General features: G+C 55.7%; 11 protein-coding genes. 2 read left to right on the top strand and 9 right to left on the bottom strand.

Annotated elements, in window-relative coordinates:
- Positions 1 to 36: 36 nt before the first annotated feature.
- The 9 genes from bamA to rpsB all read right to left on the bottom strand — a co-directional run bounded on the left by bamA (position 37) and on the right by rpsB (position 10,019).
- Positions 37 to 2,361 (bottom strand): outer membrane protein assembly factor BamA, encoded by a 2,325-nt coding sequence (bamA, locus tag ACFOFO_RS12915; protein ID WP_390324690.1) that lies wholly within the window; start codon positions 2,359 to 2,361, stop codon positions 37 to 39.
- A 61-nt stretch (positions 2,362 to 2,422) separates the two neighbouring features.
- On the bottom strand, positions 2,423 to 3,799 hold the full coding sequence (gene rseP / locus ACFOFO_RS12920; protein WP_390331714.1) for an RIP metalloprotease RseP: 1,377 nt from the start codon (positions 3,797 to 3,799) through the stop codon (positions 2,423 to 2,425).
- Complete coding sequence (gene ispC / locus ACFOFO_RS12925) at positions 3,799 to 4,971, bottom strand: 1-deoxy-D-xylulose-5-phosphate reductoisomerase (RefSeq protein ID WP_390324689.1); 1,173 nt, start codon at positions 4,969 to 4,971, stop codon at positions 3,799 to 3,801. Before ispC ends, rseP begins: the two co-directional genes overlap by 1 nt.
- 12 nt (positions 4,972 to 4,983) lie before the next feature.
- A complete protein-coding gene (locus tag ACFOFO_RS12930) occupies positions 4,984 to 5,802 on the bottom strand; it encodes a phosphatidate cytidylyltransferase (protein ID WP_390324688.1) in 819 nt (272 codons plus the stop codon).
- On the bottom strand, positions 5,802 to 6,560 hold the full coding sequence (uppS, locus tag ACFOFO_RS12935; protein ID WP_390324687.1) for a polyprenyl diphosphate synthase: 759 nt from the start codon (positions 6,558 to 6,560) through the stop codon (positions 5,802 to 5,804). The genes ACFOFO_RS12930 and uppS overlap by 1 nt, the downstream gene beginning before the upstream one ends.
- Before the next feature lie 41 nt (positions 6,561 to 6,601).
- Complete coding sequence (gene frr / locus ACFOFO_RS12940; protein WP_390324685.1) at positions 6,602 to 7,162, bottom strand: ribosome recycling factor; 561 nt, start codon at positions 7,160 to 7,162, stop codon at positions 6,602 to 6,604.
- A 182-nt stretch (positions 7,163 to 7,344) separates the two neighbouring features.
- Positions 7,345 to 8,061, bottom strand: coding sequence for a UMP kinase (pyrH, locus tag ACFOFO_RS12945; RefSeq protein ID WP_390328066.1), 717 nt, complete (start codon positions 8,059 to 8,061; stop codon positions 7,345 to 7,347).
- A gap of 166 nt (positions 8,062 to 8,227) precedes the next feature.
- Positions 8,228 to 9,139, bottom strand: a complete 912-nt coding sequence (gene tsf / locus ACFOFO_RS12950; protein ID WP_390324684.1) for a translation elongation factor Ts — start codon at positions 9,137 to 9,139, stop codon at positions 8,228 to 8,230.
- Between the two features lie 133 nt (positions 9,140 to 9,272).
- The gene (gene rpsB / locus ACFOFO_RS12955) at positions 9,273 to 10,019 is read right to left on the bottom strand and encodes a 30S ribosomal protein S2 (RefSeq protein ID WP_390331715.1); all 747 of its coding nucleotides are present in this window, start codon (positions 10,017 to 10,019) and stop codon (positions 9,273 to 9,275) included.
- Positions 10,020 to 10,284: 265 nt separating this feature from the next.
- On the opposite strand from rpsB, the gene map reads away from it, so the two are divergent.
- Both map and ACFOFO_RS12965 read left to right on the top strand, forming a co-directional pair.
- Positions 10,285 to 11,127, top strand: coding sequence for a type I methionyl aminopeptidase (gene map, locus ACFOFO_RS12960; RefSeq protein ID WP_390331716.1), 843 nt, complete (start codon positions 10,285 to 10,287; stop codon positions 11,125 to 11,127).
- 5 nt (positions 11,128 to 11,132) lie between these two features.
- On the top strand, positions 11,133 to 13,697 hold the full coding sequence (locus tag ACFOFO_RS12965; protein WP_390324680.1) for a [protein-PII] uridylyltransferase: 2,565 nt from the start codon (positions 11,133 to 11,135) through the stop codon (positions 13,695 to 13,697).
- The last annotated feature ends 51 nt before the right edge of the window (positions 13,698 to 13,748 follow it).

Here is a 13,748-nt window from a genome sequence, read left to right on the forward strand (position 1 = left end):
TCTCCGTCATTCAAATGTGTATTTGCCGGTGGGGGATCAGAAGCCGGTTCCGACCTGAAACTGGAAATTCTGCTTTCGGTCACCCAGTTTTGCGTTCAAAGCCTTGCCATAACTTATCTTTAGCGGCCCCAGCGGCGATATCCAGCTCATTCCTATGCCGGCAGAATAGCGCAATTCCGAAAAACTCATTTTCTGGCCTTCCTGATAGACATTCCCGCCGTCGACGAATGTGAACCAGCGCAAGGTGCGGTCCTTGCCTGACCCAGGGAACGGAAATTGTAATTCAGCATTGGCAAACATGCGCGATGCGCCGCCGAGCGGGTCGCCATTGACAGGATCACGTGCGCCAAGCGACGAACTGTCATAGCCACGCACCGAACCGATACCGCCGGCGTAGAAGTTCTTGAACAGCGGATAAGCCTTGCCGCCGATGCCGTGCCCAAAATCAACTTCGCCATTCAAAGCCAGCGTTATATTGCTGAGAATCGGCTTGAAATATTGATGCTGATAGATCGCGCGATAAAATTTCAGGCTGCCAATGACGTCCAGCTCCAGATTTGCACGTTGATAGCGACCCATCGTCGGCGTAATCGCACTATCTCGGTTGTCTCTCTGCCATGCTGCGGTCAACGGTATCGAGGTAGTCGTCGCATTTACGCCGTCGCCGAAATCGGTGACATATTTTTTATAACGATAAGGACTGTCGGGAAAAGTTTCGACGCGGGTCCGTTCCAACCCCAGCCCGAAAAACACCGTATCCAATTCCGAAAACGGCACGCCAAAGTTAACGCTGCCGCCGGAAGTCTGGACCTTGTAGTCGCCGATCGTATTTACGGGCGGCCGCGTCGTGCGCAAAAAGAGTGAATAACTGCGGCTAACGCCGTCATCTGTAAAATACGGATCGGTTTGCGAAACTGAAATAGTACGGTTACGGGCGCCGGTGTTGACCTCCACGCCGACCGTGTTGCCGCTACCGGCGAAGTTGGCTTGCTGGATCGAACTGGAAATGGAGAATTTGTCCGCTTGCGAATAGCCGACACCGAACAGGAAATTCCCCGTCGGTTTTTCCACCACAGTCATCGCGACGTCGACCTGATCATTGGTGCCAGCCACTTCCGGCGTGTCGATGTTGACTTCCTTGAAGTAACCCAGGCGGTCGACGCGGTCGCGCGACAGGCGGATCTTGTTGCCGTCGTACCAGGACCCCTCGAACTGACGGAATTCACGACGTATCACTTCATCGCGCGTTTTGGTATTGCCGGCCAGGTTGATACGGCGAACGTACACACGCTTGCCGGGATCGAGCAGGATGGTGAATGCCACTTCCTTCTTTTCTCGATCAATTTCCGGATTCGCATTCACATTGGCGAAGGCATAGCCAAAATTACCCATCCGCTCCGAAATCCTTTTAGTGCTCGCGGTCAGTTTGTCGCCCGAATAAACATCGCCGCCTTTCAGCAGGATCAGCGATTTCAACTCATCTTCGCGGCCAAACATTTCACCTTCCAGCTTCACGTTCGACACCGTGTATTTTTCACCTTCGTTGATATTGATGGTGATATAAATGTCTTTCTTATCCGGTGTGATCGATATCTGGGTCGACTCCACCTGCATTTCGATATAGCCGCGATTCAGATAGAAAGACCTTAAGGCCTCGATATCGCCGGTCAATTTTTGCTTCGAATATTGATCCGCCTTGGTATACCAGGTAAACCAGCCCGGCGTTCTCAGGTCGATCAACTCCTTCAACTGGCCATCGGTAAAAGCCTTGTTGCCGACGAAGTTAATCTGCTTGATGCGCGCGACCTCGCCTTCATTCACGGCAAAATTGATCGTCACGCGATTGCGCTCGATTGGCGTCACGGTGGTGGTGATTTGTACGCCATACAAGCCACGCGACAGATATTGACGTTTCAGTTCCTGCTCTGCGCGATCGACCGAAGCCTTGTCAAAAATGCGGGATTCACCTACGCCGATTTCCTTCAATGCCTTGATCAGCACGTCTTTCTCAAACGATTTTGCGCCGGAGAAATCGACCGTTGAAATCGTCGGACGTTCTTCAACCAGCACCACCAGTACACCATCCTCGACTTCGATGCGCACGTCCTTGAAGAACCCGGTCGCGTACAGCGCTTTGATTGCGGTCACACTTTTTTCGTCGGTGAAGGTTTCACCGACGCGTACCGGCAAATAGGAAAACACGGTGCCGGCTTCGGTGCGCTGAATACCCTCGACACGAATATCTTTCACCTTGAATGGTTCGATCGCCAACGCGGGAGCGGTGCATAAGGCGAAGACTGCTGCGGCGACGAGATGACGGCGGAAATTCGGAAGGGACAGGCGCTCGGAATGTAATTTCATTGGCTATCGTTTTTATCTATGGACTTGTCAGACATGCAGTGAGCCAGGGGTCGCAAAATTTTTAGGACATGAGGCGCATGATGTCGTTGAATACAGCGACGATCATCAAAGTCAGAAGTATGCCCATACCAGCGCGCTGGGCAATTTCGCCGAACCGCTCCGATACTGGGCGTCCGGTCAAAACTTCCAGCGAATAATACAGCAAAAGCCCCCCATCCAACACGGGAATGGGTAGCAAGTTCATCACGCCGAGACTGATGCTGATAAAGGCGATGAAGCTGAGATAACTGATCGCGCCGACACGCGCGGTCTGGCCCGCATAGTCGGCAATCGTAATGGGACCCGTGATATTCTTCCAGGAGACTTCGCCGAGCACCATCTTGCCGAGCATTTTGATCGTCAGCACACTGGTATCCCAGGTTCGGACGACGGCCTTGACCAGTGCCGTGTACGGTGACACGCTGATCGTGACCATCTCCGGCGCCAGCGGCAATTCGACCTTGATTCTGCCGATGACATGGCCTGCTACGACTTCGGACTGCGGGATCACCGTCACGTTAAATTCCGTCCCGTCCTGGCCATGATGCAAGCCGCTGACTGTGAGCGGCTTGCCGGCGGACGCCCTCACCCGTTCGACAAAGTCGAGGCCGTCGACAATCGGTCTGCCGTTGACGGCCAGTATCAGATCGCCCTGTTCCAGTCCTGCCAGCATGGCTGGACCTTGCGGTTCAACCTTGCCGAGCGTCGCCTTGGGCCGCGCGAGCGCGACGCCCAGTTTAGCTAAAAAATCGCCATCGAGATCGTCCGCCGTCACACCATCCAGCCGAATCGTGACGGAGTCGGAGTGATTGCGATCTGGTCCTGGCGGTACGGGGCGCTGCACTTGCAGCCGTGCCGGGGTTTTTTCGAGTGCGAGTTGAATCAGTTTCCAGCGCAGATCCGCCCAGGTCTGGATCGGTTCGTTATTGACTGCCACGATCAGTTCGCCGCCGCGCAGGCCAGCTTGATAGGCTGCCGTATTTTCAGCGACCGCTCGCAACCGGGCCACCGGTTCCGGGGTGCCATGCACATAAATTGCGGAAAATATCGCGATGGCAAGCATGAAGTTGGCGATAGGTCCAGCGGCCACGATGGCGATACGACGCCACACGTTTTGCCGGGTAAATTCCCGTTGCAGCTCCTGCGCGGACAATGCGCTGACATCCTGCTCGCGGGCGTCGAGCATTTTCACATAGCCGCCCAGCGGCAACATCGAAATCGCCCATTCAGTCTGATCGCGTCCCAGTCGACGGGAGAAAACGACCTTCCCCATACCGACCGAAAAACGCAGCACCTTGACACCACACCAGCGCGCAACCAGATAATGCCCGAGCTCATGGATCACCACCAGCGATCCAAGCGCAACAGCAAATGCCAACAATGTCTGTAACAGTATCATCAGTCGATCAAGGCATAAGCCTCAAGTCGCGCCAGACGGTCTTGCTCGAGCAAGCTGTCGACGCAGGAAACGCTGGACTGGATCTGCACCTTGCCAAGTACGCGTGCGATCACCTGGTCTATCATACGGAAACCGATTCTACGATCCAGAAAAGCCTGCACCGCGATTTCATTGGCGGCATTCAATACTGCGGGTGCGGTACCGCCAGCCCTCAAGGCCTCGTATGCCAGTTTAAGGCACGGAAAACGATCGAAGTCCGGTGCCGCAAAATCGAGCGTCGCGAGCCGGGCGAGATCCAGCGGCTCGACACCCGACACGATGCGTTCCGGATATGCTAGCGCATGTGCGATCGGGGTGCGCATGTCCGGATTACCAAGTTGTGCCAGCACCGAGCCGTCGACGTAGGACACCATCGAATGAATCACACTCTGCGGATGAATCACCACGTCGATCTGGCTGGCTGGCGCGCCAAACAACCAATGCGCCTCGATGACCTCCAGGCCCTTGTTCATCATGGTCGCGGAATCGACCGAAATTTTCCGTCCCATCACCCAATTCGGATGGGCTACCGCTTCCTCGGGAGTGACCGTGTCGAGCGTTTCTACTGCACGCGTCAGAAACGGGCCGCCGGAAGCCGTCAATAAAATTCTGGCTATTCCGTGTTGATGCGGAACGCGCCGGTAATCGTGCGGTAAGCACTGAAATATCGCGTTGTGCTCACTGTCGATCGGTAACAGCGTGGCGCCGTTGATGTTGACGGCATCAATGAACAGCTGCCCTGACATGACCAGGGCTTCCTTATTGGCCAATAAGAGCTTCTTGCCCGCACGTGCCGCGGCCAGCGTCGGCATGAGTCCGGCGGCGCCCACGATCGCGGCCATTACAACATCGCATTCGGGTGCGCCGGCGACCGCACAAAGTGCCGCCTCGCCGTACTCAACTTGCGTATGCAGGCCTTTTTGCTTCAGTATCCGCGACAATCGTTGCGCTGCGTCGGCGGTACCGACTACCGCGACGGCTGGTCGAAATTGTTCACACTGCGCGGCAAGTTCGTCGACGCGGCTATGTGCCGTCAGTGCATGCACTGAATAGCGCTCGGGGTGGCGGGCCAGTACATCGAGAGTTGAAACACCAATCGAGCCCGTGGCGCCCAAAATTGTTATGCCTTGCATTCTGCGCCTATCTTAAAACCAGGAATCGAGTAAGGCCGCCAGCGGCAGCACGGGTATCAAAGCGTCGATCCGATCCAGCACACCGCCATGACCTGGCAACAAATGACTGCTGTCTTTGACTCCGGCCTTACGCTTCAACTGCGATTCAAATAAATCACCAACAACGCTGGCGGCTACCAGCACCATCAGTACCAGCACAAAGCCAGTCCAACCCCAGCGTGAAAAGGATTTTGCAGCAAAGGTATCACTCAGGGCTGGAATGAAGGTCGTCAACGCTGCGACCAGCAAGACGGAAAAGGCGCCGCCAACCGCGCCTTCCCAGGATTTTCCTGGTGATATGGATGGCGCAAGCTTGTGCTTTCCGAATGCCTTGCCAAAAAAATAGGCGCCGATATCGGCCATCCAAACGATAGCCATGACAGATAACAGGTAGAGCGCCGAATGCCTGAACAAGACGGTCATGGCGATAAAACAAGCCAGAATGGCGATGCCGTAAATGCCGTTCAGCAAGCGGCTGGCAAAACTGTCGATTGCCGGCAAGCCGATAAGCAACGACGGTACCAGCCGAATCAGCCAGATGACGATGCTCAGACCAAACAGTAAATTCGCGCGAGAAAAATCATCACGGAACAAGATGAAAGCGAAGACCACGGTCCAGATCGCCGCGCCAATGGCCGGTTGCTTGCTGTTGAACAGGCGAAAACACTCCCATGCCGCGGCCGCAAAAAAAATCGCGACGATCACGGCAAACGCCGGATATGAGCCGGAAAATAGCACCGGCAATAACACCGCAAGCAACAGCAGCGCGGTAATTACGCGCGTTTTCAGCATCAGGATGCCTTTTTCTGCGTCAGGAGTTGCTCACTGGTGCGGCCAAATCGTCTCTCGCGTTGCTGGAAAGAATCGATTGCGATATCCAGTGCCCCCACATCAAAATCAGGCCAATAGGTCTCGGTAAAAAACAGCTCGGTATACGCCAGCTGCCATAGCAGGAAATTCGAAATCCGCTCCTCCCCTCCAGTGCGGATAAAGAGATCGGGTTCCGGCGCATACGCCATCGCCAGATGCGGATTGAGCTGTTCTTCGGTATACGCGTGGCCCTTGCCATCGGCCGCGATCATCTTGTTGATCGCCTGCATGATGTCCCAGCGCCCGCCGTAGTTGGCGCAGATCGTCACAGTCAATTTGCTGTTGTTGGCGGTTTTGCGTTCCGCATTAACGATCAGTTCCTGCAATTTGGCATCGAAACGACTGAGATCGCCGACTACCTTCAACCGAATGCTATTGGCGTGCATCTTTGCGACCTCACGTTCGAGTGCCGTCACAAACAATCGCATCAACAACGATACTTCATCCGCCGGGCGCCGCCAGTTTTCGGAGCTGAACGCAAACAGGGTCAGGTATTCGACCCCGCGCAACATGCACGCCTCGACCACACCCCTGACCGCATCTACTCCCTTGACGTGTCCTGCCACTCGCGGCAGCATGCGTTTGGTGGCCCAACGGCCATTGCCATCCATGATGATGGCAATGTGGCGCGGTACTGCGCGCGGTTGCGGTACGGCTTGAGTCGAGCTTGAATATGTCATGAAAAGACCAATGCCGTAAATAGTTTGAGACAGGACAATGGTCAGACCGTCAGGATTTCTTTCTCTTTATCAACTACCAGTTTGTCGACATCTGCGACAAATTTGTCAGTCAACTTCTGGATCTCATCCTGTGCGCGGCGTTCTTCGTCTTCCGAGCAGGCCTTGTCTTTCACCAGTTTCTTCAACCCTTCGTTGGCGTCACGGCGGATATTGCGGATGGCAATCTTGGCATCCTCTGCCTCACCCTTGACCAGTTTGACCATTTCCTTGCGGCGTTCTTCGGTCAGTGGAGGTGTTGGCACGCGGATCATGTCGCCCTGAGAAGACGGATTCAGTCCCAGATCGGAATCCCGGATCGCTTTCTCGATGGCCCCGGCCATCTTCTTTTCATATGGTTGCACACCAATCGTGCGGGCATCGATCAGGGTCACGTTGGCAACCTGGCTCAACGCGGTCGGATTGCCATAGTATTCGACCTGGACATGGTCCAGTATGCCGGTATGTGCGCGGCCGGTACGTACCTTGGCGAGATCCGCCTTCAAGGTATCGATCGACTTATGCATTCTTTGTTCGGTGTTTTTTTCGACTTCAGCGATGCTCATGCTGCTCTCCTGTTAGGCGGCGAGTTGTTTGTGGCATCTCTATAAATCCACTGCGCGGCGCAATCTCGAATCTGCGGATTTGCAGGATGCGTCGCCGTACATCTTGTATGACAATGGCGCACGACTGCACTTCTCGATTCGACCTTGAGCCGCTCGCTACGATTTTTAGAGTTGCCCTTTAGTTATACGTGAACCAGTGTACCTTCGTCTTCGCCCATAATCACGCGCTTCAGCGCGCCGGGCTTAACGATGGAAAATACTTTAATCGGCAGTTTTTGGTCGCGGCACAGCGCAAACGCAGTAGCGTCCATCACTTGCAGATGTTTGGCGATTGCCTCATCGAAGCTGATGGTCGAATAACGCGTCGCATTCGAATCCTTTTTGGGATCGGCAGTATACACGCCGTCCACCTTGGTCGCTTTTAGAACGATTTCAGCGCTCATTTCCGAACCGCGCAGCGCGGCGGCCGTGTCGGTGGTAAAGAACGGGTTGCCGGTTCCGGCGGCGAAGATAACGACCTTGCCCTCTTCCAGATATTGCAACGCCTTCGGCCGCACATAGGGCTCCACCACTTGCTCGATACTGATGGCAGACATCACGCGGGCGGTGATACCAGCGTGACGCATCGCATCGGCCAGCGCCAGCGAATTCATGACCGTTGCCAGCATACCCATATAGTCGGCAGTGGCGCGATCCATCCCTTGCGCGCCGGGCGCGACGCCGCGGAAAATATTGCCACCACCGATAACGATGGCGAGCTCCACGCCCAAGTGCGCAATTTCCGCCACATCGGCCACCATGCGCTCGATCGATCCGCGATTGATCCCATACTGATCGTCGCCCATCAAGGCTTCACCGGAAAGTTTGAGGAGGACACGCTTGTAGGCAGGTTTTATCATGGGCAAAACTCCGTGTGATTGTCCGCGGGCAACAGAAATAAAATGATCTATCCTGCAAGTGTGAATGCCGGGATATTTTGGGGCAAAACCTGCCCAAAATCCATGCCTGGCCATTTCAGACGCAGACAGATTAAAAAAACGGGCCTTTCGGCCCGCTTTATATCGCTTACGCCTGCTTGGCGGCTGCGACCTGCGCCGCAACCTCTGCAGCGAAATCATCCTGCTTCTTCTCGATACCTTCACCGACCACGTACATTGTGAAAGATTTCACGGTAGTGTTGGCCGCTTTCAGCATTTGCTCAATCGATTGCTTGTCGTTCTTAACGAACGGCTGATTCAGCAAGGAAACTTCCTTCAGGAATTTCTGCACCGAACCATCGATCCGCTTGGCCAGGATTTCAGCCGATTGCGGCGTCTTGCCTTCGGCCTGCGCCTTGACGGCATCTTCAGCTGCCTTTTGCGACGCCACCGAGCGCTCTCTCTCGATCAGTTCGGCCGGCACTTGCTCTGACGACAGGGCAACCGGCTTCATGGCAGCCACATGCATGGCAACGTCCTTGCCGACTTGCTCGTCAGCACCGTTGAAATCGACCATCACACCAATCCGCGTACCGTGCAGGTAAGACGCCAGTTTGCCAGTGGTTTCGAAACGTGCGAAACGACGGATCGACATGTTTTCGCCAATCCGGCCAATCAGGGCTGCGCGCTGCGCCTCGACCGTGGAACCGTCCAGCGGCAACGCCGACAATGCGGCGACGTCCGCCGGATTGTGTTCGGCGACCAGTTTGGCGCAAGCATTTGCCAGCGCGATGAATTCATCATTCTTGGTCACGAAATCGGTTTCGCAATTGACTTCGACGATGGCGCCGACGCCACCAGCGACATAGGCCGCGACCACGCCTTCGGCCGTGATCCTGGACGAAGCCTTGGATGCCTTGCTGCCCAGCTTAACGCGCAACAGGTCTTCGGCCTTGAGCATATCGCCGTCGGCCTCGGTCAGTGCTTTCTTGCATTCCATCATTGGCGCGTCTGTCTTTGCGCGCAACTCGCCTACCATCGCTGCTGTAATTGCCGCCATGTCTTTCTCCTAACTATTTAAATATTCATGATGAATGCCTTGCGGCCTTTCACCATCAACCGAATTCAAAATTTACTTAAAAAAAGGGGTGCACTGCCGCCCCCTTTTTATACCCGACGGATCGGACTACGACTTACGCCTGCTCGCTGACCTCGACGAATTCATCACCACCCTTGATGGTTTCGATGACATCGGTCATTGCATTGGCACGGCCTTCGAGAATTGCATCAGCAACGCCACGGGCGTACAGCATGATGGCCTTGGACGAGTCGTCATTGCCCGGAATGACGTAGGTCACGCCTTCTGGCGAATGGTTGGTGTCAACGATGCCGATCACCGGGATACCCAGTTTGGCGGCTTCGGTGATCGCGCCCTTGTGGTAGCCGACGTCGACGACGAAGATTGCGTCCGGAATGCCGCCCATGTCCTTGATGCCGCCGATCGATTTTTGCAGCTTGGTCATCTCGCGCTGGAACATCAGCCCTTCTTTTTTGCTCAGCTTTTCAACGGAACCGTCTTCGATCGATGCTTCCATGTCCTTCAGGCGCTTGATCGAGGTCTTGATGGTCTTGAAATTGGTCAGCATACCGCCCAGCCAGCGTTGATCAACAAATGGAACGCCGGCGCGCTGCGCTTCGGTTGCAATGATTTCGCGCGCCTGGCGCTTGGTGCCGACCATCAGAATGGTGCCGCGATTTGCGGACAGTTGGCTGATGTACTTCATCGCCTCCTGGTACATGCCCAGGGTTTTTTCCAGGTTGACGATGTGAATCTTGTTGCGGTGACCGAAGATGAACGGCGCCATCTTTGGGTTCCAGAAACGGGTTTGATGGCCAAAATGGACGCCGGCTTCCAGCATTTCACGCATTGTAACGGACATAATATCTCCAGGGTTGGGGTCTGGAATCCGCTCAGTTACCCGCATCAGTCAGTTGATTTGGGCACCCTTTTCGAGCGGATTCGCGATTTAAAAATGTGCTTGATTGACAGTCAATCCAAGCAACCCGTAATTCTACTCCAAAACCACCGCTTCTTTCAAGTGCCGCGCCGCGCATTGCCTGAGCGAACGACAGGCGTCTCGTTTATAATTTCATACTGATCCGTCTTGATCCTATTACCGCCTTTCTGCTGATTGTGACCCTGCCATGACCTCAATTTCAATAAAATCCGATGACGATATCAAGGGCATGCGAATCGCCGGCCGACTGGGTGCCGAGGTGCTCGACTACATCACGCCGTTCATTAAACCCGGCGTCACCACCGGTGAACTGGATCGCCTGTGCCATGAATACATGGTCAACGTGCAGGGAACCATCCCAGCCCCGCTCAACTACTGCCCGCCTGGCTATACGCCGTATCCGAAAGCGATTTGCACCTCACTCAATGATGTGGTCTGTCATGGCATACCGGGCGACAAGGTTATCAAGAACGGCGACGTCATCAATCTCGACATCACGGTGATCAAGGATGGTTATCATGGGGACAACAGCCGCATGTTTTTTGTCGGTGAGCCGTCGATCCTGGCGCGGCGCCTGAGCGAAATCACGTATGAATGCATGTGGCTCGGGATTTCCAAGATCAAACCGGGTGCACATCTGGGCGATATCGGCCATGTGATTCAACAGCACGCCGAAAATGCCGGTTATAGCGTGGTGCGCGAATTCTGCGGTCACGGCATCGGCAAGGTTTTCCACGAGGAACCACAAGTACTCCATTACGGACGCCCCGGAACGCTGGAAGAGCTCAAGGCCGGCATGATTTTCACGGTGGAACCGATGATCAACGCCGGCCGCCGCGATATCCGCGAAATGGGCGACGGCTGGACGATCAAGACCAAAGATCGCAGCCTGTCCGCGCAATGGGAACACACCGTGCTGGTCACCGATACCGGTTACGAGGTGTTGACGGTGTCTGCGGGCACTCCGCCACCGCCCGCGTTCGTGCTCGCCGCCAGTGGCCCCGCCGCCGCGGTGGCCACTGCGGCATAAAGCGCATGGCGTCCCTTGCGCTGACGCTTAAGGAGCGACTTAAATCGGAACAGCAGGCCGCGATTGCGGTCTTCCAGTCCGACGGCAAGCCGGAAAAACTACTTAAAAAGCTACGTCAGAACGTTGATGCCGCGCTGACCGAGGCCTGGCAATATTGCGACCTGGGCGATCAAGCCACGCTGGTTGGCGTCGGCGGCTACGGCCGCGGCGAATTGTTCCCGCATTCCGACGTCGATGTGCTGATCCTGTTGCCGGAGCAGCCCAATCCTGCGCTAAAGACACGATTGGAGCAACTGGTCCAGTTGCTATGGGATATCGGTCTTGAAATCGGTCACAGCATTCGCACCATTGACGAATGCCTGGTCGAATCGGCAGCCGACATCACGGTCCAGACCAGCCTGCTGGAAGCTCGTCGCATCACCGGCAGCCTGAGCCTGTTTGGGTTGCTGGGAGAATGCTACGACGCCGCGATGGAGCCGCAAGCCTTTTTCCAGGCCAAGACCCTGGAAATGCGCCAGCGCCACGTGAAATATGAGGACACCCCATACAGCCTCGAACCTAATTGCAAGGAAAGTCCTGGCGGTCTGCGTGACCTGCAAGTCATTCTGTGGGTCGCCAAGGCGGCGGGATTGGGCAACTCCTGGGGTGAACTGGCGGAACGGGGCCTGATTACCGCGACCGAGGCGCGCCAGTTGACCGACAAGGAACGTGCCTTCAAGGACATTCGGATCCGGCTGCATATCCAAAGCGGGCGGCGCGAAGATCGGTTGCTGTTCGATGTGCAGACGCCAATCGCGGAGAGCTTCGGCTTTCAGACCACCGGCAGCGGGGCAAATACGCGGCGCGCCAGCGAGATGTTAATGCAGCGTTATTACTGGGCGGCCAAGGCGGTCACCCAGCTCAACACGATTCTGCTGCAAAATATCGAGGCGCGACTGTTCCCGCAACCGGCCAGTATCCAGGTGATCAACCAGCGCTTTAACGAAGTCAATGGCTTCATCGATATTGCCGCAGACAACACCTTCGAGACGACGCCGTCGGCAATGCTGGAAATTTTCCTGCTACTGGCCACCCATTCCGACCTGAAAGGCATGACCGCGCGCACCTTGCGCGCGTTGTGGCATGCACGTTTCAGAATCGACGCCCAGTTCCGGCGCGATCCGGCCAATCGTGCGCTGTTTATCAGTATTTTGCAGGCACCGGAGGGCATCACGCATGCGCTGCGCCTGATGAACCGCACCAGCATCCTTGGCCGTTACCTGCCGAATTTCCGCCGCATCATCGGTCAGATGCAGCATGACCTGTTTCACGTGTATACCGTCGATCAGCACATCCTGATGGTGGTGCGCAATGTGCGCCGCTTCACGATGACCGAACATGCGCATGAATACCCGTTCTGCAGCCAGCTGATCGCCAATTTTGGGCAGCCGTGGCTGCTCTATATCGCGGCCCTGTTTCACGATATCGCCAAAGGTCGCGGCGGCGATCACTCGCAACTGGGGATGGCCGATGCACGCCAGTTTTGCGTCGAGCATGGCTTGTCGGAACAAGAAACTGAATTGGTGGTGTTTCTCGTGCAACATCATCTGACGATGTCGGTGGTGGCGCAAAAACAGGATTTATCGGATCCCGATGTGATTCAGGGTTTCGCCACGCTGATCAAGGATGAGCGGCATCTGACGGCGCTGTATTTGCTGACCGTCGCCGATATCCGTGGCACCAGCCCGAAGGTGTGGAACGCATGGAAAGGTAAGCTGCTGGAAGATCTGTACCGGATGACGCTACGCGTGCTGGGCGGCGAGGCGCCGTCGGCCGACCGGGAACTGAAGAATCGGCAGCAGGAGGCGCATGCGACGCTGCGGCTGTATGGTTTGCCGGACGATGCGCACCTGGCATTGTGGAGCCAGCTCGATGTCGCGTATTTTCTGCGCCATGAGGCGTCCGATATCGCCTGGCAGACGCGGGCATTGCATGACAAGATCAACAGCGATAAACCGATCGTCAAATGCCGCCTGTCGCCTATCGGCGAAGGCTTGCAGGTCGCGGTCTACACCCGAGATCAGGCCGACTTGTTCGCGCATATCTGCAGCTATTTCGACCGCAAGAATTTCAGCATCCTGGATGCCAAGATCCATACGACCAAACACGGCTATGCGCTCGATACCTTCTTGGTAACGGAGCCAACCTTTGCCAAGAATTATCGCGACATCATCAACCTGATCGAGCATGAACTGACCGCGCTGCTGCAATTGAACGAGCCCTTGCCGGCACCCAGCAAAGGTCGCTTGTCGCGCCTGTCGCGCACCTTTCCGATCACCCCGACGGTCGATCTGCGGCCCGACGAGCGCGGCCAGTATTACCTGCTGTCCATTTCGGCCAACGACCGCAACGGCCTGCTGTATTCGATCGCCAATGTACTGACAAAATACAAAATCAACCTGCATACCGCTAAAATCATGACTTTGGGCGAACGCGTCGAAGACGTTTTCCTGGTCGATGGCCCGGTGCTGAATAATGCGCGTAGTCAAATCCAGTTGGAAACCGATTTGCTGGAAGCGCTGCGGGTCTGATCGGTCCCAGCGCCACCCCTTCCCTTCATTTCCTGCACTATTTACCTTAGC

The organism is Pseudundibacterium arcticum (assembly GCF_042646465.1).
GTDB classification, from domain to species: Bacteria; Pseudomonadota; Gammaproteobacteria; order Burkholderiales; family Burkholderiaceae_D; genus Undibacterium_A; species Undibacterium_A arcticum.

Coding starts and splice junctions, on each gene's coding strand:
- pyrH (WP_390328066.1), bottom strand. CDS start 8,061: ATGATAAAACCTGCCTACAAGCGTGTCCTCCTCAAACTTTCCGGTGAA.
- rseP (WP_390331714.1), bottom strand. CDS start 3,799: ATGATACTGTTACAGACATTGTTGGCATTTGCTGTTGCGCTTGGATCG.
- rpsB (WP_390331715.1), bottom strand. CDS start 10,019: ATGTCCGTTACAATGCGTGAAATGCTGGAAGCCGGCGTCCATTTTGGC.
- bamA (WP_390324690.1), bottom strand. CDS start 2,361: ATGAAATTACATTCCGAGCGCCTGTCCCTTCCGAATTTCCGCCGTCAT.
- map (WP_390331716.1), top strand. CDS start 10,285: ATGACCTCAATTTCAATAAAATCCGATGACGATATCAAGGGCATGCGA.
- ACFOFO_RS12930 (WP_390324688.1), bottom strand. CDS start 5,802: ATGCTGAAAACGCGCGTAATTACCGCGCTGCTGTTGCTTGCGGTGTTA.
- tsf (WP_390324684.1), bottom strand. CDS start 9,139: ATGGCGGCAATTACAGCAGCGATGGTAGGCGAGTTGCGCGCAAAGACA.
- ACFOFO_RS12965 (WP_390324680.1), top strand. CDS start 11,133: ATGGCGTCCCTTGCGCTGACGCTTAAGGAGCGACTTAAATCGGAACAG.
- ispC (WP_390324689.1), bottom strand. CDS start 4,971: ATGCAAGGCATAACAATTTTGGGCGCCACGGGCTCGATTGGTGTTTCA.
- frr (WP_390324685.1), bottom strand. CDS start 7,162: ATGAGCATCGCTGAAGTCGAAAAAAACACCGAACAAAGAATGCATAAG.
- uppS (WP_390324687.1), bottom strand. CDS start 6,560: ATGACATATTCAAGCTCGACTCAAGCCGTACCGCAACCGCGCGCAGTA.